The 20,849-nt window shown below is 49.7% G+C and carries 18 protein-coding genes and 1 tRNA gene; 5 read left to right on the top strand and 14 right to left on the bottom strand.

Going from position 1 to position 20,849, the window contains the following annotated elements:
• Positions 1-2 precede the first annotated feature (2 nt).
• The 9 genes from JS578_10150 to JS578_10110 form a co-directional block, all read right to left on the bottom strand.
• Positions 3-806 (bottom strand): MotA/TolQ/ExbB proton channel family protein, encoded by an 804-nt coding sequence (locus JS578_10150; protein ID QRX63227.1) that lies wholly within the window; start codon positions 804-806, stop codon positions 3-5.
• 122 nt (positions 807-928) lie between these two features.
• Positions 929-1,016: transfer RNA gene (locus JS578_10145), tRNA-Ser, on the bottom strand.
• Positions 1,017-1,148: 132 nt separating this feature from the next.
• Positions 1,149-1,958: a TatD family hydrolase gene (locus tag JS578_10140; protein ID QRX63226.1), complete on the bottom strand. Its 810-nt coding sequence runs from the start codon at positions 1,956-1,958 to the stop codon at positions 1,149-1,151.
• Entirely contained in the window at positions 1,955-2,650 is a 696-nt protein-coding gene (locus tag JS578_10135; GenBank protein QRX63225.1) for a hypothetical protein, read from the bottom strand. The genes JS578_10140 and JS578_10135 overlap by 4 nt, the downstream gene beginning before the upstream one ends.
• A 19-nt stretch (positions 2,651-2,669) precedes the next feature.
• Positions 2,670-3,647 (bottom strand): polyprenyl synthetase family protein, encoded by a 978-nt coding sequence (locus tag JS578_10130; GenBank protein ID QRX63224.1) that lies wholly within the window; start codon positions 3,645-3,647, stop codon positions 2,670-2,672.
• An 88-nt stretch (positions 3,648-3,735) separates the two neighbouring features.
• A complete protein-coding gene (locus JS578_10125) occupies positions 3,736-4,434 on the bottom strand; it encodes an energy transducer TonB (protein ID QRX63223.1) in 699 nt (232 codons plus the stop codon).
• 179 nt (positions 4,435-4,613) lie between these two features.
• A complete protein-coding gene (hpt, locus tag JS578_10120) occupies positions 4,614-5,150 on the bottom strand; it encodes a hypoxanthine phosphoribosyltransferase (GenBank protein QRX63222.1) in 537 nt (178 codons plus the stop codon).
• A gap of 71 nt (positions 5,151-5,221) precedes the next feature.
• Positions 5,222-6,856, bottom strand: a complete 1,635-nt coding sequence (locus JS578_10115; GenBank protein ID QRX63221.1) for an exo-alpha-sialidase — start codon at positions 6,854-6,856, stop codon at positions 5,222-5,224.
• 91 nt (positions 6,857-6,947) lie between these two features.
• Positions 6,948-7,661, bottom strand: a complete 714-nt coding sequence (locus JS578_10110; protein QRX63220.1) for a tRNA1(Val) (adenine(37)-N6)-methyltransferase — start codon at positions 7,659-7,661, stop codon at positions 6,948-6,950.
• A gap of 108 nt (positions 7,662-7,769) precedes the next feature.
• Between JS578_10110 and lon the strand changes: the two genes are divergently transcribed.
• Positions 7,770-10,229, top strand: coding sequence for an endopeptidase La (gene lon, locus JS578_10105; protein QRX63219.1), 2,460 nt, complete (start codon positions 7,770-7,772; stop codon positions 10,227-10,229).
• On the opposite strand, the gene JS578_10100 is transcribed toward lon, so the two are convergent.
• Both JS578_10100 and JS578_10095 read right to left on the bottom strand, forming a co-directional pair.
• Positions 10,222-11,160, bottom strand: coding sequence for a calcium/sodium antiporter (locus JS578_10100; protein QRX63218.1), 939 nt, complete (start codon positions 11,158-11,160; stop codon positions 10,222-10,224). The genes lon and JS578_10100 overlap by 8 nt on opposite strands.
• Positions 11,161-11,286: 126 nt before the next feature.
• Positions 11,287-11,805, bottom strand: coding sequence for an RNA polymerase sigma factor (locus JS578_10095; protein ID QRX63217.1), 519 nt, complete (start codon positions 11,803-11,805; stop codon positions 11,287-11,289).
• A gap of 330 nt (positions 11,806-12,135) precedes the next feature.
• Here JS578_10095 and htpG point away from each other — a divergent pair, with 330 nt between their 5' ends.
• A complete protein-coding gene (htpG, locus tag JS578_10090; GenBank protein ID QRX63216.1) occupies positions 12,136-14,025 on the top strand; it encodes a molecular chaperone HtpG in 1,890 nt (629 codons plus the stop codon).
• Between the two features lie 108 nt (positions 14,026-14,133).
• Complete coding sequence (locus JS578_10085) at positions 14,134-15,084, top strand: type I pantothenate kinase (protein QRX63215.1); 951 nt, start codon at positions 14,134-14,136, stop codon at positions 15,082-15,084.
• A gap of 331 nt (positions 15,085-15,415) precedes the next feature.
• Here JS578_10085 and JS578_10080 read toward each other — a convergent pair whose 3' ends face one another.
• The 3 genes from JS578_10080 to JS578_10070 form a co-directional block, all read right to left on the bottom strand.
• Entirely contained in the window at positions 15,416-15,814 is a 399-nt protein-coding gene (locus JS578_10080) for an HIT family protein (GenBank protein QRX63214.1), read from the bottom strand.
• A gap of 5 nt (positions 15,815-15,819) precedes the next feature.
• Positions 15,820-16,290 (bottom strand): transcription elongation factor GreA, encoded by a 471-nt coding sequence (gene greA, locus JS578_10075; GenBank protein ID QRX63213.1) that lies wholly within the window; start codon positions 16,288-16,290, stop codon positions 15,820-15,822.
• Between the two features lie 156 nt (positions 16,291-16,446).
• Complete coding sequence (locus JS578_10070; GenBank protein QRX63212.1) at positions 16,447-17,607, bottom strand: AhpC/TSA family protein; 1,161 nt, start codon at positions 17,605-17,607, stop codon at positions 16,447-16,449.
• Between the two features lie 122 nt (positions 17,608-17,729).
• Between JS578_10070 and JS578_10065 the strand changes: the two genes are divergently transcribed.
• Together JS578_10065 and JS578_10060 are read left to right on the top strand one after the other, a co-directional pair.
• Positions 17,730-18,482 carry a hypothetical protein gene (locus tag JS578_10065; protein ID QRX63211.1) on the top strand — a complete coding sequence of 251 codons (753 nt, stop codon included), beginning with the start codon at positions 17,730-17,732 and terminating at the stop codon, positions 18,480-18,482.
• A 135-nt stretch (positions 18,483-18,617) separates the two neighbouring features.
• A complete protein-coding gene (locus JS578_10060; GenBank protein ID QRX63210.1) occupies positions 18,618-20,348 on the top strand; it encodes a helix-turn-helix domain-containing protein in 1,731 nt (576 codons plus the stop codon).
• Positions 20,349-20,849: the final 501 nt, after the last annotated feature.

Here is a 20,849-nt window from a genome sequence, read left to right as displayed (position 1 = left end):
GCTTACAAGTTTTTGTATTTAACGTTGTATTTGATCACCTGATCCAGGAATTTGATTGAAGCATCTTCCATCTTGTTGAGGATGCCTTCCATCTTGCTGAGGATAAAGTTGTAGATCACCTGCAGAATCAGGGCTACGATCAAACCACCTACTGTGGTGATAAGGGCAACCTTCATACCGCCGGCTACAATTGTCGGGCTCATGTCACCTGCTCTCTGGATGTCATCGAAAGCCTGTACCATACCTACTACTGTACCCAAGAATCCGAGTGAAGGAGCAATGGCGATGAAGAGGGTGATCCAGGAAAGGTTTCTTTCAAGCAGACCGGACTGTACGCCGCCGTATGAAACGATGGAGCGTTCCACCACATCAGCACCCTGGTCCAAACGAAGCAGTCCCTGGTATACGATTGATGCAACAGGTCCTCTTGTATTGCGGGCGATGTCCTTGGCTGCCTCTACATCACCTCTGTCTAATGCGTCTCCCACTTTATCGAGCAAAGAATCGGGGTCCACATCAGCCAGGCTGAGATAGATAATTCTTTCCAGACTGAACGCAAGACCAAGGATCAGAGCGATCATGATCAAGCTCATAAAGCTGGCACCACCTTCAATGAATTTTGTCTTCAGTGCCTGATGAAATCCGCCGGTGGATGTTTCCTCAACTGCAGTGGAGGCTGTTTCTACAGGTGCGGTAACAACTTCTTCTGTTTGTTCAGCCGGAGTGGTTTCTTGTGCCAAAAGAACCGATGACAATCCTACAGACATCATTCCGAAGATTGCTAAAATTGCAAATAACTTTTTCATTGTGTGTTCAAATTTTTGATTAATGATCTTTAGTTGTTTTTTGTTGTATTACGTGTTGTTTTGTTGGGTTTTCTGTGCAACAGTCAGATGAATAAATCTATCTCTTTTCTACATAAAACTTGCGGAGAGAGCGGGATTCGAACCCGCGATACACTTTTGGCGTATACACGCTTTCCAGGCGTGCCTCTTCAACCACTCGAGCACCTCTCCCTATGAGTTGTTTCCAAAAACGGGTGCAAATTACAAAAAATATTTTATTTGCATCCCATTTGGAGGGCAAAAATACTGAATTTATCCTACATATACTACTCCGATCAGGATTAATTTGAATAAAACATTCTTTCACTGTTTATTTCCCGCAGATGGTTGCACGCCCTCCCCTATCCGTCTGAAAAGATGAGATGCATTGCGGGTGGTGATGGCCGCCACCTCCTCTTCGCTGATCTGCCATATAGAAGCCACTCGTCGGGCAATAAAGGTGATGTATGATGATTCGTTTCTCTTGCCCCGAAAAGGCACCGGTGTCAGATAGGGGGAATCGGTCTCCAGGATCAACTTCTCGTGTGGACAAATGGCAAGCGTTTCTGCCACGCCGGCATTCTTGAAGGTGGTTACACCATTGACACCCACCATGAAGTTCTTCAGCGAAAGGATCTGTTGTAGATCCTCTTTCGAACCACCGAAGCTGTGAAAGACTCCCCGCAGGCGTTCAGGACCTACCCTTTCGATGCATTGAATCACCTCGTTGAGCGCATTCCTGAAATGGATGGAGACCGGCAGATCCTTTTCGATGCTCCATCTGAGCTGTTCCTCAAAGGCGCTGAGCTGCTCCTCACGTAGTGATTGATCCCAGTAGAGATCGACACCAATCTCACCCACCGCTACGTAACAATTCTGATCGAGTTCGCGACCAATGACCTCCAGTTGTTGCTTCCACTCCTTTGTCACACTGGTGGGATGAAGCCCCATCATCGGAAGTAGATGAGCCGGATGGCTTGCAGTTGCGTTTTTCAGATCAGAGATGGTAGTTTCATCTATGTTTGGAAGCAGTATCAGCTCCACACCGGCAACCTGAGCCCGTTTCACCACCTCATCCAGATCAGGCCGAAACTCATCGGTGAAAAGATGTGCATGGGTATCGATCAATGTCATTCCACCGTCTCTCCTTTCCTGTAATAATAGACGATGCCGTATTCACGGTTAATTTCAAGACGCTTATCAGCCGGAAGATTCAGATGGTTGTTCTCAACCTCATCCCATATCCGGGAGATTAAATTGTCAGCCGTCACACGATATTCTGCAATCTCACCCAACACGCGGTTGGTGGCTTTCTTGTGCAACAATTGGTTCTGGTAAGCTTCACGGAAGAGTGCAAACATCACCTTTACCTTGGCGATGGAGGGGTTGTATATGGGGACGCCACCACGGGAAATTCGGTTGTTCTCACCCTCTATAATCTTCTCTCCCCATGATAGTATTTGTTCGTGAGTGGTTAAGTCTGGCACCACCAACTTCTCACCTTCCAATCCGTAGTAGGAGAGCTGATCCTCTTTAATTTCAGCACGCATCACCGAGAAATACAACACCTGCACAAAGTGAGAAAGATACATCCGTACATTTTTCACCTTCAATATAAACTGCTTGTTGGCTTTCACCTGTACGGCGTACATCTGTTGGTACCGCTCCGTCAAACGTTCCAGCCTGGCCAGCACCTTTTGGGCTTCGGTGATGTGACCAGGTGAGAGTGGCAACTGTTGGTAATCGGTCTCAGCGGCCTTCTCGATTGCGGACCTCAGGGCTTTGATGCGTGCATTGTCGGTATTGGGTAGTCTGCGATAGGGCATTTTATAGGGTAGATCTTTTTTATTTCTCGCGGTACATCAGCTTTTCCGACAACCGGAGTAAATCCATTTTCCGATCTTCTGCTACCCTGATTGAGGAGAGCAGATCTAAAGATGCAAGGTAATACTTTTCAATGAGATTCTCAGCCTGCTGTTTCAAATTTAATTGATCGTAAAGATTTTTAACAAAAGTAATTTTTTCCTCTGCAACATAATTGGTAGCGGTAATCCATTGTTCAAGTGCGGCTCGTTGGGTTTTATCGGCATTATGAAGAGCCTTGATCAGCAGGTAGGTCTTTTTGTTTGCAAGGATGTCTCCACCTATCTTCTTCCCGAAGGTGACAGGATCACCATATATATCCAAAAGATCATCCTTCAATTGAAAAGCAATGCCTATGTGAACCCCGTAGCGATAAAGATGGTCAGCATCTTCCGGTGGAGCCTCAGCCAGAATTGCTCCTAACTTGAGCGCACTGCCCAGCAGCACCGCTGTCTTGAGGCGAATCATCTCAAGATATTCATCCTCCTGCACGTTGAGCCGTGATTCAAAATCCATGTCGTACTGCTGTCCCTTACAAACATCCATAGCCATGTTAGAAAAGATGTCGAGCACTTGAGGGAGCAAGTGGGGAGCAACATTTGCCACATGGCGGTATGATTCAATCATCATGGCATCGCCCGAGAGGATGGCACTGTTGGCATTCCACTTCCGATGTACGGTAGGCATGCCCCGTCGAATATCAGCCTGATCCATCAGGTCATCATGCAACAGGGAAAAGTTGTGGAAGATCTCCACCGCCAAAGCAGGCTCTAATGCTACTTCCGGGTCAGCCCCAAACATATCGGCAGCCAGTAGGGTGAGCAGGGGACGCAAACGCTTTCCGCCGATGGATAGGATGTAGCGGACTGGGTCGAACAACGATTCAGGCTTCTCACGGAGCAACACCTCTCCGATGGCGTCACCGATTTTCTTCTCAAAAAGTGATATCTTCTGATTCATAACAGTCGGTATGGATGAAAGGTACAAATGAGCAAAAAAGCTGCTTCTGGTTCACAAAAGCAGCTTTTCGCAATACAATATTTCTAAATCAGTTCTGGAGGCGGAATACCACCGGAAGGGTGAAACGGACACGTACTGCCTGTCCACGCTGTTTACCGGGCTTCCATCTAGGCATCTGCTGTATCACCCTGACTGCTTCTCTGTCGAGCGTGGGGTCCACACCACGCACAACCTGTACGTCGGTAATGCTGCCATCCTTTTCAACTACAAAGTTACAGATCACACGTCCCTGAATATTGTTCTCCTGTGCAATCACTGGATACTTGATATTGTCACTGAGAAACTTCATCATGGCGGCATTACCACCTGGGAAGAGTGGCTGGTCTTCTACCACCACGAAGATCTCTTCGGTCACCTCTTCTTGCTTTGGCTTGGGAGGTGGGGGCGGAACATAGGTTTGCATCTGTCGTTGCGACTGGTCATCCTCGGTCTTGATCTCCAGCTTCGTTTCAACCTTCTCCTCTACCACTTCAATAATCTCGGGTGTTTCCGGTTCCGGTGGTGGAGGGGGAGGAGGAGGAGTGGGCTCACGACGAGTAATCTCAATTTCTTCTTCGGCCAACACATCCTGAACGAGGACAGTCTCGTCCAGTTTTCTGGTTTGTGTGGACCATTCAAAAGCGAAGAAAAGAAGTGACAGACCCACCACTAATCCCATCAGGATAAAGGTGTTCCGATGTACTTCCAAATTCGCTTTTGGCGATTTTTTTACTTCATCTTTGTCCATTTTGAAAAATTTTTATCTACTTCAGTTTGTTACAAGTCTGCTGCTAATGCAAAAATAGGCATTTTTTTTAAACCAACTCCTTTTTCGCCTATAAAATTAGGAAAAATAGATTTATTAATGGTTCTACGTCTTATTCGCAGGAAATTTCACATTCGTTGTCACGCATGGTATAAGGCTGTTTATTTCACCTTGTAAATATCCTTCAGGTTGCGGCCGTATCCGTCATAATCAAGACCATACCCCACAATAAAATCGTTGGGAATCTCCAGTGCAACATAATCCAGATGTAATTTTTGTTTCAATGCCGCGGGTTTGAAGAGGAGGGTGGCAATCCGAACCTCACTGGGACGAAGTGCTTTCATCTGTTCCAGAAGAGAAACCATAGTGTTGCCGCTATCCACGATGTCTTCAACAATCACCACACACCGACCCTCAATGCTTTCGTTGAGGCCGAGCACCTCCTTCACATCATTGGTGGTGGTTGTTCCATGGTATGAAGCCAGGCGCACGAAGGTGATCTCACTCGCGATGTTCACCTCCTTCATGAGCTCTCCGGCAAACATGAAAGCACCGTTAAGAACAGCCACAAATATTGGGTTCTTTCCCTCCAGGTCGGCGTTCATCTTACCGGCGATGCGTTTTATCCCCTGTTCAACTACCTCTTGCTCAATGAACAACTCAAAGTCTCTGTCTTTGATTGTGATTACTTCTTTCACGATTCTGGAATTTAAAACGCCAAAATTACTACAATTTTGTGACTTATGAGTGAGGTTCGACGCTTTTTTACCTAAAATATGGTTTTCACGATATCTGTCAGCTTCACCGCCTGAAAAGTCATGTGTGCTACGCTGCTCTCGTAGAGTATTCCTACCGTCTCTTCATCAATCATGGTCAGGCAGGAGTAACCCCAGCCAAAATCCTCATCAAGCAGCAGCTGATGCTCCTCCGGGAAGGTCAACCCTCCGTCGAGACTGGCCTTGATGGTGATTTGATTGCGGTGTTGTGTGGAATTGGGATTGGCGAATAGAAGGATGTCACGACCCAGCAGGTTCTCCGATGCGGGGACGTTGATCAGACTCGCCATGCAGACAGGCTCCTGCAGCACGCTCCGCGAAGAGGGATGCTCTACCCATGTTTTTCCAAGATCGCGGGTAATGGATACCGCCCTGCTACCGCCACGGTTATCCCGCATGTTAAGCATCAACACTCCCGGTTCTACCTCTGCCACCTGAGCCTCGGTGGTGTTGGTGCGGGCATGGTTATGGATGGTCCAACTCTCACCGTTATCTTTGCTATACATGATTCCGGCATTGGGAACCCTGGTGGAATCAATATATTGTATCGGAAATACCAGTGTGCCGTCCTGCATGGTGATCCCCATTCCGGGTCCCTGTAGCAGAAGGTTCCAGGAGGGATCTTTCACTTGTGGGGTGATGTTGATCGGCTCCGACCAGCTCTTGCCGTCGTCACAACTTTTTGTGAGCACCAACTGTCCCGTGCTGTGAATTTCATTACCGTCCATTGAATTGACCCATGCACGACCGTTACCCATACCATGTGTCCAGAGCGCAGCTATCCAGATGGTACCTGTATGCTCATCCACTAAGATGGCAGGATCACCCACGCCATTTTGCGCCTTGGGCAGTCCTCCATATTCCCCGAAACTGAGAGGCAAACGCATCTTCTCCCAACTCTGTCCCTTATCAGTACTTCTACTCAGCCCCACATCCACATATTCCTGCAGATCAACACTGCTGTTGTAACGCACATCATACACACCCAGTAATGTTCCTTTGTTTGTAGTCACCAATCCGGGGATGCGGTAAGCTGCCACATTGTCATCACCGGCGTGACGTACGCCAATTCCCATGCGGTGGGTAACAGCTTCGTTTGCGAACAACAGGGGCGCCATTACACCGTCGAGCTCGGCAGAGACCATCTCCACATCCACTGTGGTGAGTAGCGATGCATCCTGATGCATCTCCAGGCTCACCCAAAAGAAATTGATGCCGGGAAAAAGGGGATAGGCAGGCTTGAAAAGCACCTCCCTCTCGGGTGTTGCGATTTCCTGCACCTCCAGTGAATAGGAAGGATTGGCCACCCTTGTCCTGCCACGGTCGTGACTTGAAACATATTGCACGGGGGCATAGCGAAGCGTATTCCTGTGCTGCGGTGCTTCGGTGCCGCCATACCAGAGTCTGACAGCCTTCACCGCCTTCATATCTGTCTCTTGAGCGAAACGGAGAGCTATCTCATCCAATTGTTTACTTTCCGATGCTTCCAGACGAATGTAGAACAGGACATTGTCTTCCCGGTCAATCAGTATCGGAATTCGGGTCTGCTTCACCCGAAGGGTATCTGCTCCCTCAACTGAGAGAAGAGCCATTACCATTGTCAATGCGATTAAAATAATTTTTTTCATATTCTTGGGATTGCTATGCAACAAAGATAATATATTTTGGCTTATATATTAAACAATTTCTATATTGCTCTGCCTTATCCTTTCTCCACGTTCAGAGGTTGAGATAGAAGTCACGAACCAGCTCGATATAAGCGGGTGAATAGTGATGGCGAGACACCTCCAGCAGTAGCTCAGTTTCCACCGGCTCGCCGGGAGAGCGTGAAAACTCAGCCAGTATTCTGCGAACCGGCTTCCCGGAGGAAGGGACCACGTGTGTCAGCCGTCGCAACTGGAACCCGAAATGAGCAGACAACGCTGCCATTTCAACGAGCCTTTCGGCAGGGAGAATAAGGGCCAGATGTCCCTCCGGTGAGAGGCAGCGGTGAGCACCTTGCATCAGCTCTTCAAGTGAGAGGCTGACGGAATGTCGTGCATTGGCTCTTCCAGCATCCGGTGGCAGCAATGACCGGGCAAAAAACGGGGGATTGCAGACAATCAGGTCGAAACGTTTTGATGTTTTGATTGTGAAATCCTGGAAACGTGTGCCCACAACAGTGATTCTCTCGGCGAAGAGAGATGCCTTCACATTTTCTTCAGCCTGCTTTATGGCATCCTCATCGGGATCAATCGCAGTTACAAAAGCATTCCTGCACCGTTGTGCAAGCATCAACGCGATCAAACCAGAGCCGGTACCCACATCCAACAGATGGGTACACCCATCCACAGAAGCCCATGCGCCGAGCAGGACACCGTCAGTACCCACCTTCATGGCGCAACGGTCGTGATAAACGGTGAATTGTTTAAACTTAAAAAAGGGGTTCGACATTGCGCTCACTTCTTCGTGCCGCTTTGGCACGGAATTTGTTTAATCATCTGTTACAGGAAAACAAATATAGCCAATTTTCTGTTCTGACAACAGAGATAAACAATGAATATGAATCCATTCAAAAAAAACAGCATACATACCGAGGAGAGTGAATCGAACGTGATCTCATTTATCGCCAGCGACTTTATTGATGGCAATACTGATATAGACGAATCTGGACTGAAAGAGACACTGCCGTTGCTGCCACTGCGCAACACAATCGTCTTTCCCGGCAGCACGCTTCCCATTTCGGTTGGAAGAAAAAAGTCGCTTGCACTGATAAAGGCACTGGGTAAGAAACAACGCTACATCGGACTGGTATGCCAGAAGGATGCCAGCGTGGAAGATCCCGAAGCCGAAGACCTCTATCGTCTGGGGGTGTTGGCAGAGGTGATCCGCGTGATCGAGCTTGCTGACGATAACATGAGCATCATCGTACAGGCTAAGAAACGATTCGAGTGGCAGGAACTCACCCAAAAAACGCCCTTCATGAAGGGCACCTACCACCTGATGGAGACCATCAAGGCACCAAAAGATGACAAGGAATACAAAGCAATTCTCGACTCCATCCGTGAGTCAATGGTGCACATGCTGCAGATGTTGGGAGAGCCACCCAAGGAGCTGATTCAAACCATCCTGAGCGAAGCCTTCTCCGACATGCTGATTGGATACTGCGGCACCAACCTACCGATCGACAGCCGGGAGAAGCAGGAGCTACTGAGTATCCGCGACGAAAAGGAGCAGGCCTACCGTCTGTTGATGATCCTCAACCGGGAGTCACAGATCCTGGAGCTGAAGATGAACATCCAGATGAAGACAAGGGAGGATCTCAATCAACAGCAGAAGGAGTACTTCCTGCAACAGCAGATCAGAACCATCCAGGAGGAGCTGGGAGGCAACACCCAGCAGATCGAGATTGATGAGTTCCGTAAAAAGGGACACGGGAAGAAGTGGAGCACGGCTGTTGCCGAGACCTTTGAGAAAGAGGTGCAGAAGTTGGAGCGGCTCAACCCGCAGTCGCCCGACTACTCGGTGCAATACGGTTACCTGCAGACCATCCTGGAGTTGCCCTGGAACGAATATACGAAAGACAATTTCAACCTCAAGCATGCGCAGAAGATTCTGGATCGCGACCACTTTGGCATGGAGAAGGTGAAGGAGCGTATCATTGAGCACCTGGCGGTGCTCAAGTTGAAGGGCGATCTCAAATCGCCCATCCTCTGTCTTTACGGCCCCCCGGGGGTGGGCAAGACCTCTCTGGGCAAGTCAATCGCTGAGGCGTTGAACCGCAAGTACGTACGGGTATCGCTGGGGGGACTGCACGATGAGGCGGAGATCCGCGGTCATCGCCGCACCTATATTGGAGCCATTCCGGGGCGCATCATCCAGAACATACAGAAGTCAGGCACCTCCAACCCGGTGTTCGTACTCGACGAAGTTGACAAGATCGGCAACGACTTCCGCGGTGATCCCTCCTCGGCACTGCTGGAGGTGCTCGACCCGGAACAGAACATGGCATTCCACGACAACTACCTCTCCATCGATTACGACCTCTCGAAGGTACTCTTCATTGCAACGGCCAACAACCTGAACAGCATCCCGCAACCACTGCTCGACCGCATGGAGCTGATCAACGTGGGGGGATACATCACCGAGGAGAAGATAGAAATCTCCCACCGTCACCTGGTGCCCAAGGAGCTGTTGAACCACGGCATCGAAAAAGGAGCATTCAACATCCCCAAGCCCACACTGCAACGCATCATCGAAAACTACACGCGCGAGTCGGGTGTGAGAGAGCTGAACAAGAAGATCGCCAAGATCATGCGCCGCGTGGCCCGTCGTGTGGCGGCTGAGGAGCCCTACCCCCGCTCGCTGAAAGTGCAGGATATCCGTGAATACCTGGGTGTGGAGCAATACAGTCGCGACCGATACCAGGGCAACGAATACGCCGGCGTGGTGACCGGCCTGGCCTGGACTGCCGTAGGAGGAGAGATTCTTTTCGTGGAGAGCTCACTCAGCCGTGGCAAGGGTGCCAAGCTGACCCTCACCGGCAACCTGGGAGATGTAATGAAGGAGTCGGCCATGTTGGCCATGGAGTACATCCACTCCCACGCGGAGGAATTGGAAATCGATCCGGAGCTGTTCGACAACTGGAACACACACATCCATGTGCCCGAAGGAGCCATTCCCAAGGATGGACCCTCGGCGGGTATCACCATGATCACTTCACTGGCATCGGTCTACACACAACGCAAGGTACGTGCGAACGTGGCCATGACCGGTGAAATCACCCTGCGGGGTAAGGTGTTGCCGGTAGGTGGCATCCGCGAAAAGATCCTGGCAGCCAAACGGGCCGGCATCAGCGATATCATTCTTTGCAAGGAGAACCAAAAAGATATTGAGGAGATCAAAGCTGACTACGTGAAAGGACTCACCTTCCACTATGTGAGTGACGTGAAGGAGGTGCTTGACGCAGCTCTGCTACCCGAGAAAGTGGCCAATGCGAAGAATCTGGCTGTTGCTAAATAAGAAACAGCTTGTAGGCAAAGTAGACCAGGTAGAACAGGAGGAAGATAGCTCCCTGTGCCCGCTTGATGCGGGAACTCCGTTTCATGAAAAGCCAGAGCAGCACACCGATGCCCAGGTTGAAGAGACCATCCACATAGTTGATGTCACTGGTATGCAGAGGAGTTATTAGGCCCGTAACACCCAGGATCAGGAATATATTGAAGATATTCGACCCCACCACGTTGCCGATGGCGATGTCGGAACGTTTCTTGAGCGCTGCCACCACTGAGGTGGCCATTTCCGGCATGCTGGTGCCTGCCGCCACTATGGTGAGGCCAATCAGTGCCTCCGACATACCCAGCCATCCGGCGATGATCACCGCATTCACCACCAGCAGGTCGGAACCGTAGACCAGCGCGGCCAGTCCCACCCCGATGAAAAGGATGTCGAGCAGCCAGTGCTTGCTCATCTTGATCTCATCCTCCTCATCCCCTTTCTGTGCAGGCTTCTCTTTTTTCGAAGTGATCAACATATAGGTGATATAGGTAATCAGGATCAACACAAAGACCAATGCCTCCAGTCGGGAGATGGTAAAATCGAGGAAAAAGAAAAAGAAGAGCAGCGAGGAGAGTATCATCACCGGCACGTCGAGCTTGAGCAGTTGTCGCTTCACCGCCAGCGGGTAAATAATGGCAGAAATGCCCAGGATGAGCCCCACGTTGAAAAAGTTAGACCCCAGTACGTTCCCTACCGAGAGGGCACCCTGACCGTTGAGGGCTGCCTTCACGCTCACCAGCAGCTCCGGTGCACTGGTTCCCACCGAAACGATGGTAAGCCCGATCACCAGGGGACTGATACCAATCCGTTTGGCCAGCGAGGCAGCGCCCGACACCAGCCCTTCGGCACCGAAATAAAGAATCACGAGTGAAAGCAACAACCAGACAATTTCCATATATTCTATTTATAAAACCTATTCCTGAACAATCAATTTTTCAGTTGCAAAGATACCGCATTTGTCGGAAATGAAAAAACCTCTTTCAATGAAAGAGGTTTAAAACAATTTATCGTTGTCTGTTGATTATTCTGAGTAGTAGCGGAAATCCTTCAGCATCTCCTGCAATCTTTTGCGGGCAAAAAAGATCCTGCTCTTCACCGTACCGATGGGCAACGAGAGGTGACGGGCAATCTCCTCATATTTGAATCCGGAGACATGCATCGAGAAGGGCACCTTGTACTCCTCTGTGAAGCTGTTAATCGCCTTGTTGATCTCCTTGATGGTGTAGGCTCCGTCAGGGGTATCGAAACCGGAGTCCTGCGGGAGATTGAGGTGATAGAGGTTTTCTGTTTTGTCGATGATGGTCTGGCTTCTCACAATCTTGCGGTAGTTGTTCACAAAGATGTTGTGCATGATGGTGAACACCCAGCCCTTGAAGTTTACGTTCTCATAATATTTCTCCCTGTTATCCAAAACCCGGAGCGTAGTCTCCTGCAACAGATCCTTTGCTTCTTCCCGGTCGGCAGTCAGCGTAAGTGCAAAATTGAACATATTATCCTGCAGACTCAACAACTGTTTCTCGAAAGATTTCTTTGTCTTCATAAGCGATAACTTTTTATTGTGTTAAATGACCGTTGTCCTTGCAAATATAAAAATAACTATTCAAAAGAAAGAGTGTTTGTGGAACGAAAAACGATTAATGATTGTTAATTGTGAAATAAAAAGTGATATTCCATTGATTCCCACATGGGATATTGGGAATATTCAGGCGGAAGAAGTTCATCAATATACGATAAATAATATCAATATAACAAGAGAGGGTATAAAGTTTAGCGATTAAAGGTCCCTCCTGGCCCAATTCGCAAAGCGAAACTATGGCACACTATTTGCAAATTTATCAGCGTTGCAATAACCCAATAAAAAAAAAGATATATGGCACAAAAAGGACAAATCGGTGTCACCACCGACAACATCTTCCCAATCATCAAAAAGTTTCTATACAGTGATCATGAAATCTTCCTGCGTGAGATCGTCTCCAATGCCGTCGATGCCACACAGAAGCTCAAGACACTTGCCGATGTGGGCGAGTTCAAAGGTGAACTGGGCGACCTCTCCGTAAGGGTCTCGGTCGACAAGAAAAAGAAAACCGTAACCCTCTCCGACCGTGGTATCGGCATGACCGCCGAAGAACTGGACAAATACATCAACCAGATTGCCCTCTCTTCGGCCAACGACTTCCTCGATAAATACAAGGACAACAGCAACGCCATCATCGGTCACTTCGGGCTGGGCTTCTACTCCACCTTCATGGTGGCGAAGAAAGTGGAGATCGTCACAAAATCACACAACCAGGAAGCACCCGCAGTGAAGTGGTCGTGCGACGGCTCACCTGAGTACACCATGGAGGAGGTGAAAAAAGAGGATCGCGGCACCGACATCATCCTCCACATCGACGATGAGAACAAGGAGTTCCTGGAGAAAGAGAAGATTGAATCACTTCTGAAGAAGTACTGCAAGTTTCTGCCCATACCGGTGGTGTTCGGCAAAAAGCAGGAGTGGAAGGATGGCAAATATGTGGACACCGAAGAAGACAACGTGGTAAATGAGGTGAACCCGCTCTGGAAACAAAAACCGACAGAGCTCAAGGATGAGGATTACCTCCAGTTCTACCGCACCCTCTATCCCATGTCGTTCACCGACGAGCCACTCTTCTGGATCCACCTCAACGTGGACTACCCCTTCAACCTGACCGGTATCCTCTATTTCCCGAAAATCAAGAGCAACATAGACCTGCAGCGCAACAAGATACAGCTCTACAGCAATCAGGTTTACGTCACCGACTCGGTGGAGGGGATCGTACCGGAGTTCCTCACACTGCTGCACGGAGTGATTGATTCACCCGACATCCCGCTGAATGTCTCCCGCTCCTACCTGCAAAGCGATCAGAACGTGAAGAAGATCTCCAACCACATCACCAAAAAGGTAGCTGACAAGCTCGAGGAACTCTTCAAAAAAGAGCGTCCCCAGTTCGAGGAGAAGTGGGAGAGCCTGAAGCTCTTTATCGAATATGGGATGCTCTCTGAAGAGAAGTTCTACGACCGTGCCGCCAAGTTCGCACTGGTGAAGAACAGTGAGCAGCAGTCCTACACAATTGAAGAATACAAGGAACTGACCAAGGGGTCACAGACCGACAAGAACGGCGACCTCATCTGGCTCTACGCCAGCGACCATCAGGAGCAGTATGCTCCCATCGAGGCGGCCCGTGAGAAGGGATACGATGTCCTGTTGATGGATGGACAGCTCGATGTACATTGGATGGGACTACTGGAGCAGAAGCTGGAGAAAATCCGCTTCGTACGGGTAGACAGCGACATCATTGAGCACATCATCGAAAAAGAAGAGAAGAGTGCACCGGAGCTGAGCGACAAGCAGAAGGAGACACTGACCGAAGTGGTGAAGTCACAGTTGCCGGTCATCGAGAAGACTGAGTTCAACGTCGACTTCAAGGCTCTGGGTGAAAGCTCCAAACCGGTGCAGATCACCCAGAACGAGTTCTCCCGCCGCATGAAAGAGATGGCCGCCATGCAGCAACAGATGGCGTTCTATGGTGAGATGCCCGACAGCTATCAGCTGGTACTCAATGCCGATCACTCTTACATCAAACAGCTGATCACCCTAAGCGAATCGAAGGAGGAACTGGAGACAACGGTCACAGCCGACACGAAGCTGAAGCATATGGTCGACCTGGCACTGCTGGCCGGTGGTCTGCTGAAGGGTGAGTCGCTGAACAGCTTCGTGAAACGGAGCTTCGAAATGATCTGAACCGGACAACAACAGAGATAATTGCATAAAAAAGGGGATCCTCGTAAGTGGGATTCCCTTTTTTGTACTTTTTCCGTATATTTGCAGCAAGAAAAGCTATCAACAGAGATGAACAAAACCTACGAGGTTACCTACTCACCCTTTCGTGCCTTCACGCGTAAGGCGTGGAGCATGTTGGATGAACATCCCATGTTTCCCGTTTCCGACATCGATCTCACACGGCTGCAGGCCCTCAACGAACCGCTCACTACAAAAGAGGTGGAGGAGATCTACATCCCGATGATCCGCCTGTTGCAGATCCACCTGACGCACTACCGCAACCTGCACAACGAGCGCGATCAGTTCTTCCACAACACCAGCCACCCTATACCTTACATCATTGGCATCGCCGGCAGCGTGGCCGCGGGGAAGAGCACCACGGCGAGGGTATTGCAGAAGCTGCTCTCCATGACACCCGGTGCACCAAAAGTAGAACTGATTACCACCGACGGCTTTCTCTATTCCAATGCAGAGCTGGAGCGACGGGGCATCCTTAACCGGAAGGGTTTTCCCGAAAGTTATGATGCCAAACGGCTGCTGGCCTTCCTGGCCAGCGTGAAATCGGGGAAGGAGCTCCTGGAGGTGCCACTCTATTCGCACCTCTACTATGATGTGCTGGAGGGAGAGATACAGACCATTGAACGTCCCGATATCCTGATCGTGGAGGGAATCAATGTGCTACAGGTGAACACGGCCAAGAAACCAAAGCGGAGGGTGTTCGTCTCCGACTTCTTCGACTTCTCCATCTATGTGGATGCCAGCGAGCGCAACTTACGGGAGTGGTACCTCGAACGGTTCAAGAAGCTGCAGCAGACTGCTTTCCGAAACCCTGAGTCTTATTTCCACCGATACGCCACCTACTCGGAAGAGGAGCTGATGAAGTTCGCCAATGAGGTGTGGGATGAGATCAACTTGGTAAACCTGCAGCAGAACATCCTCCCCACCCGCTTCCGGGCCGACCTGATTCTGGAGAAGGGAGAGTGCCATTTTGTCAGGGGCGTCCGTATCCGGAAAATCTGACTACACTCAACAAAAAAGAGGCTGTCTCATGATATAAAATGAGATAGCCTTTTTTTGTTTATAGGTTACAGTTTGAGTAGCCCTATTTGAGGAAGAAACAGCCTACCTTCTTCGCTACAGGTTCTAATCTCGTTCTAATATGGTTCTAATATGGTTCTAATCTCGTTCTAATAGATTCGAACCAGATTAGAGTCAGTTACGACTGAATTGATACGCAGTAAAAAGCCAACTAAGGCGAATCTTAGTGGGTGGGATAAAAAAAAGCCATCTCATTTGTAAATTGAGACAGCCTCTTCGTCTGTTTTCTCCTTGTGCTCTGCAGCACAAAACTTCACGCATCAAATGCGGCTTCTATCCGCAACGCGATTTGCTTGAACTCCTCTTCTGTCAATTCTACTCTCTTGCGGGCAAGACTCATGTCTCCCTCCTGTTGAATCGGGATCAGGTGGATGTGGGCATGCGGCACCTCGAGGCCGATCACCATCACTCCCACGCGGCGGCACTCCACCGCTTTTTCAATCGCCCTTGCCACTCTTTTGGCAAAAAGCATCATGTCGGCCAAGAGTGCATCATCTAAATCGAACAGGTAATCGGTCTCCTGTTTGGGCACCACCAGGGTATGCCCCGCCTGCATCGGGTTGATGTCGAGAAAAGCAAAAAAACGATCATCTTCGGCCACCCGGTAGGATGGGATCTCCCCTGAGATGATCCGGCTGAAAATGGTTGCCATTTTTTTCAGATTGATATTTCCACTATTTCAAATGTCATTGTTCCGGAAGGAACCTTGATTTCGGCCACGTCACCCACCTTCTTGCCCATCAGTCCCTGTGCGATGGGGGTGCTGACCGCGATCTTACCGCTTTTAAGGTCCGCTTCGCTCTCCGAAACAAGGGTGTAAGTCATCGACTTCTTTGTTTGCAGGTTGCGAATGGTCACCTTGTTCATGATCTGCACCTCATCGGTGCCGATGCTGCTTTCATCAATGAGCCGGGCACTTGCGATCAGCGTTTTCAACTGTGCAATCTTGGCCTCCAGCATTCCCTGTGCCTCCTTGGCGGCATCATACTCCGCATTTTCCGACAGATCACCTTTGTCACGTGCCTCTGCAATCTGACGTGAGATCTCAGGCCGTTGCACTGACTCCAGCTCTATCAGTTCTTCTTTCAATTTCCGAAGTCCATCTTCGGTCATGTAGGTTACTGCCATAACGTGTAATTTCTTTGTTTTGATACTTGTTATAAACAACACAAAGAAAAAGAATTCCGGCCTTTTTCAACAAGACCGGAACTCCCTTTTTCCATGATGTAATTACCACAAAGATAAAAACTTTATTCCATAAAAACAAAAATTGGGGAAAAAGTTTCAGAGCAACTTTTTCAGTTCCTCCTCAAGGCTGGCATACGATTCGATACGCACCACCGGATCACCGTCCCGATTCATGATAAAGGCTGTGGGCAGCTCTCTCACGTTGTAGAGCGGGAGCAGGCGGCTGTTCACCGATTGGGGATCACGCACGGCGATCCAGGGCAGGTTGCTGGCAGCTGTTTTCCAGAAATGCTCATCCGAGTCGAACGAGATCTGGTAGATCTCCAGCCCACTCTCGCGGTAACGTTCGTAGAGCGCATTCAAGTCGATGTTGTGCCGGGGAGAGAAGTCGGATCCATACACCGTGAAATCGAGCAGCACCACCTTCCCTTGCAGGGAGGAGAGACTCACTTTCTCACCACTCACCACCGGGAGCACGATGTCGGGCAATCCCGTACCGGTCTCCGGCACTGCGTTCTCAAGCAGTTCAGCCTGTTGCTCCTGTTGACGTCGCACCTTCAGGGCGTTCATGGTGAACTCGTAGAGGTGGCGGGTACGATCGCTCTCCGGGTAAAAACGATTCCAGGAGGTGGCTACCGCCCCGAACATGGCGTAATCGCGACGGTCGTAAGGATCGAAAATCAGGAAGTTGTTGATCTTTTGGAACAGGGCATAGTAAGCGGCTGCACCGGTGGGATTGCCCAGGATCAGTTTAGAAATCTCCCCCTTATAATTGAGCAGGGCGGAGTCGAGCTGGCTGATGAAAGCCATGTCGTCGATCGATCCCGCCTTGTGCTCCTCCTCCAGTTGCTTGAGAGCGGCTGCAGCATCAATCACCAAACGATCCACCTGCCGAAGCTGATCGTTGGTGGGCGAATCCATCACCTTGAAAGAGCGATAGAGATCCGAACCGTCAGCTGTCACACGGAGTGTCTCAGACGAGTCCACCGCGAAGGCTGCCATCAGGCCACCCAGACGGAGTTGATAAAACTCAGGATTGTCCGGCGCCGGCTGCCGGAAACGAAACGCACCCTCCTTGTCAAGTACCACCGAGTCGAGCAGCTCCACACCGGCAAGTGCCCGCTGTTCCAGGTAGAGTGTATCACCTTCGGCAGCAACGATATTTCCTTCCACCGTGAACCGGTCGCCTTGCGTACATCCGGTGATCATGAGAACCCCGAGCAGGAGTATAAAAACAATGAATCCCTGTTTCTTCATATCATTTCAATTAAGGGTGCAAACTTACTCTTTTTTTGGAAAACAAAAAAGTTGGAATGATTGTTAAATCTTATATATGTGTGATTGTTTCCTGAATCATTCACCTTTTAGCTGCACCTGATATGAGAAAATTTATCTTTACAATCCTCCTCGGGCTTTGCATCATCGCCATCCATGCACAGGAACGCCCCTTCACACACTGGTCGGCAGGCATCAACGGAGGTCTCTATGGCGTAGGCCTGCAGGCAGCCACCAACCTCTCTCCACACTTCTCACTGCGTGCCGGCTTCGATTATCTTGGTTACAGCCGTCAGGATGTTGCTTCGTTTGAAGCGGAGATCGAAGGCTACGAGGAATATGGCATCACTCCCACGGTGGAGGCAGAAATCACCGAGGCCTCCATCACCTTCCCCAATTTTAAACTGATGCTCGACTATTACCCGGTGCGCAACAGCATCTTCAGTCTGACCGGCGGCTTTTACGTCGGCAGCAACAGCGTTGATGGGAAGGGACTGATTCACGACTACGAAACAATCTCCGCTGCAATGGGCGAGGAACCCTCCCTCACCTACGAGGATATCGTCTTTCAACCCAACAGCGACGGTAGCTTTGACGCCCTGCTGACCATGGGGAACAGCTTGAAACCCTATATTGGTGTGGCCCTGGGCAGAACCATCCCGAAGAACCGGGTGGGCGTCAGGTTTGAGCTGGGTGCGGTCTACCAGGGCAAATACCGCCTGGATAGCGATAACCTCAACGAGGCCGGACGCGATTGGGTGAACCGCATGGCCGAGGAGCTCGAACTGCCGGTATCACAGGAGACGCTCAACTGGTGGCCCATGCTCAACCTCTCCCTCACAGTGCGTATCAATTAGGAGTGAGCGGTTCACCAGATTTTTATTCCGCCTGTTTACAAGCATAATTTTAAGCACTTCTTTTGTCATTCTCAAAATAAGTGCTAATATTGCATGTGAAAAATGCTGTTACTTTTGTGCTAACTGAAAACAGTCGTGAACAAACTAACAATCTATCTACCTGACAACACGGGTGTCTCGATGCCCGTGATGCTCATCATCCTACTGCTTGCAGCAATTGCAATCACCTTGTCTATCCTGCTGGTGCAACGCACCCGTGCTTTGTCCCGAATGCAGCAAAGCGAGAAGATGCGTACACGTTTCTTGCGGGGATTGGTACATGAATTTCGCTCCCCCCTTACCATCATTCAGGGACTGAGCCGGCACCTCCGGGAGGGGAATCAAACGGGCAACAACAACCACACCTACCTGGGAACCATTGAGCGGCAAGGCAGGATACTGAACGACCTTGCCAACCGAATGCAGGTGGTGACCGGTTATGAGACCGCAGATGCACCCGATGCCTGGAAGCATGGAAACGTAGTGGCATTCCTGGAGATGGTTGCCGAATCATACCTGCTTGTGACCCGCAAGAAAGGTGTTGAGCTGGTCTTTTTCAGTGAAGAGACACAAATAGAAACCGACTTCCACCCCGCTCATCTCGAACAGATACTGCACCTACTGCTCAACAAAGCGTTGGAAAGCAGCCGTGAGGGTTCCAGGATCTTTCTCATCGTGGAGCGGCAACGGGGGAATCAAAAGAATTACGTCATCAAGGTGGTGGACCATGGCAAAGGCATCAGCAAGCAAGAGCTGCCATCTTTGTTTGAGCCCTGTTATCACGAAGACATCAACGGGGAGCCGGTTAAAACAGAAACAGAACTGATGCTCAGCAAACAGTTGGTGACAAGATTGAAAGGATGCATCAGGGTGAACAGCAGTGAGGGCAAAGGCACCACCTTCACCCTTCAGCTTCCCATCCGGAACGAAAAAGCTGCCGCTCCTCCGGAAGAGACTCCCCGGCCGCTTGCATTCGACCCCTCAAAGGAGGAATATGAGACGGAGTTGGTGATGACAAGCAATTCCGTCAATCCCTCCATCCATGCAAATGACCCCCGTGAGCTGATCCTCCTTGTGGAGGAGAACAACGACATGGCAGGTTATCTCGGCACATTGTTCCATCCCAACCGATACAACCTCCTCGTTGTCCCCGGAGGTACGATGGCACACGAACTGGCACTGAAACATATTCCCGACATCGTGATTGCTGACAGCAACACATCACAAAAAAGCGGGCTGGAGCTGTGCCGTTCGTTTCGCTCATCCCCCCTGTTGAACCATATCCCGGTAATCCTCCTTTCTGCCCGCAACACGCTTGACGACAGACTGGAGGCACTTCAAAGCGGTGCCGATGCCTACCTCAGCAAGCCATTCCGTGCCGAGGAGCTGCAGTTGAGGGTGGAGAAACTGCTGGAATCAAGGAACCTGCTGCGGGAGAAATACCAACGTGCACAACCGGTCAACGAGATGAAAGATGAACCGGAGAGTCAGCAGCTGGAGTTTTTGAGGCAGGTGACCGACATCATCCACCGTGAGATCAGGAACCAGGCATTTTCCCCCAAGATGCTAGCAGAAGAGCTCGCCCTCAGTCTCTCGCAGCTGAACAGGCGTTTGAACAGTGTGGCAGGGAAACCATCCTCCACCTACATCCTGCAGGTGAAAATGGCACACGCCAGGAAAATCCTCGCGTCACAACAGAAAGCCATTGGTGAGGTAGCCGCCGAGTGCGGCATTTACGACGTCAATTATTTTTCACGAATTTTTAAAAAGCATACAGGTGTTACACCTACTCAATACCAGCGACTTCCCAGCCTCAATGAAGGATGAATCGAAAAATATCGGGGAAGGCACTCCATATTTTATTAAACTTTTTTTGTTTTCAACAACAAAGTTGTATATTTGTAAAAAATTTTTTCGCTGTTGCCCTCACCCGTACGGTAGCGGAACAGCGGAGTTTTTTGAAATAGAGACAATTAAACCAGGGATAAGATCCCATAAAAACAGGTCAATAAAAAAGCGACAGTGACATGATTTAGATCAAAACCGGGTAACAGCACAGGTATTAACTTATTTGTATGCATTTTAGCATTTGTCTTTGCGCAAAATGCACTAATATAATAAAATGTTAAAGCGTAGTTTATCCTACAATTTTGGTCATAAATCCTAACGTAAAGCAATAGAAAAGCGTATGTTTGCCACCATTAAAAAGTGGCGGTGATAAGGAGAGATAAAAATCTCCAAGCGGTCGGAGCCCAAAAAACAGGAACGGCAAGCGACAAACGACAAACGGTCAGAGCAAAGTTTTTAAACGTTCAGCAATTTTGTTAC

It is taken from the genome of Dysgonomonadaceae bacterium zrk40, assembly GCA_016916535.1.
Classification (GTDB): domain Bacteria; phylum Bacteroidota; class Bacteroidia; order Bacteroidales; family Dysgonomonadaceae; genus Proteiniphilum.
The sequence above is the reverse complement of the archived record's forward strand: the minus strand, read 5'-3'. Positions and strand labels throughout refer to the sequence as shown.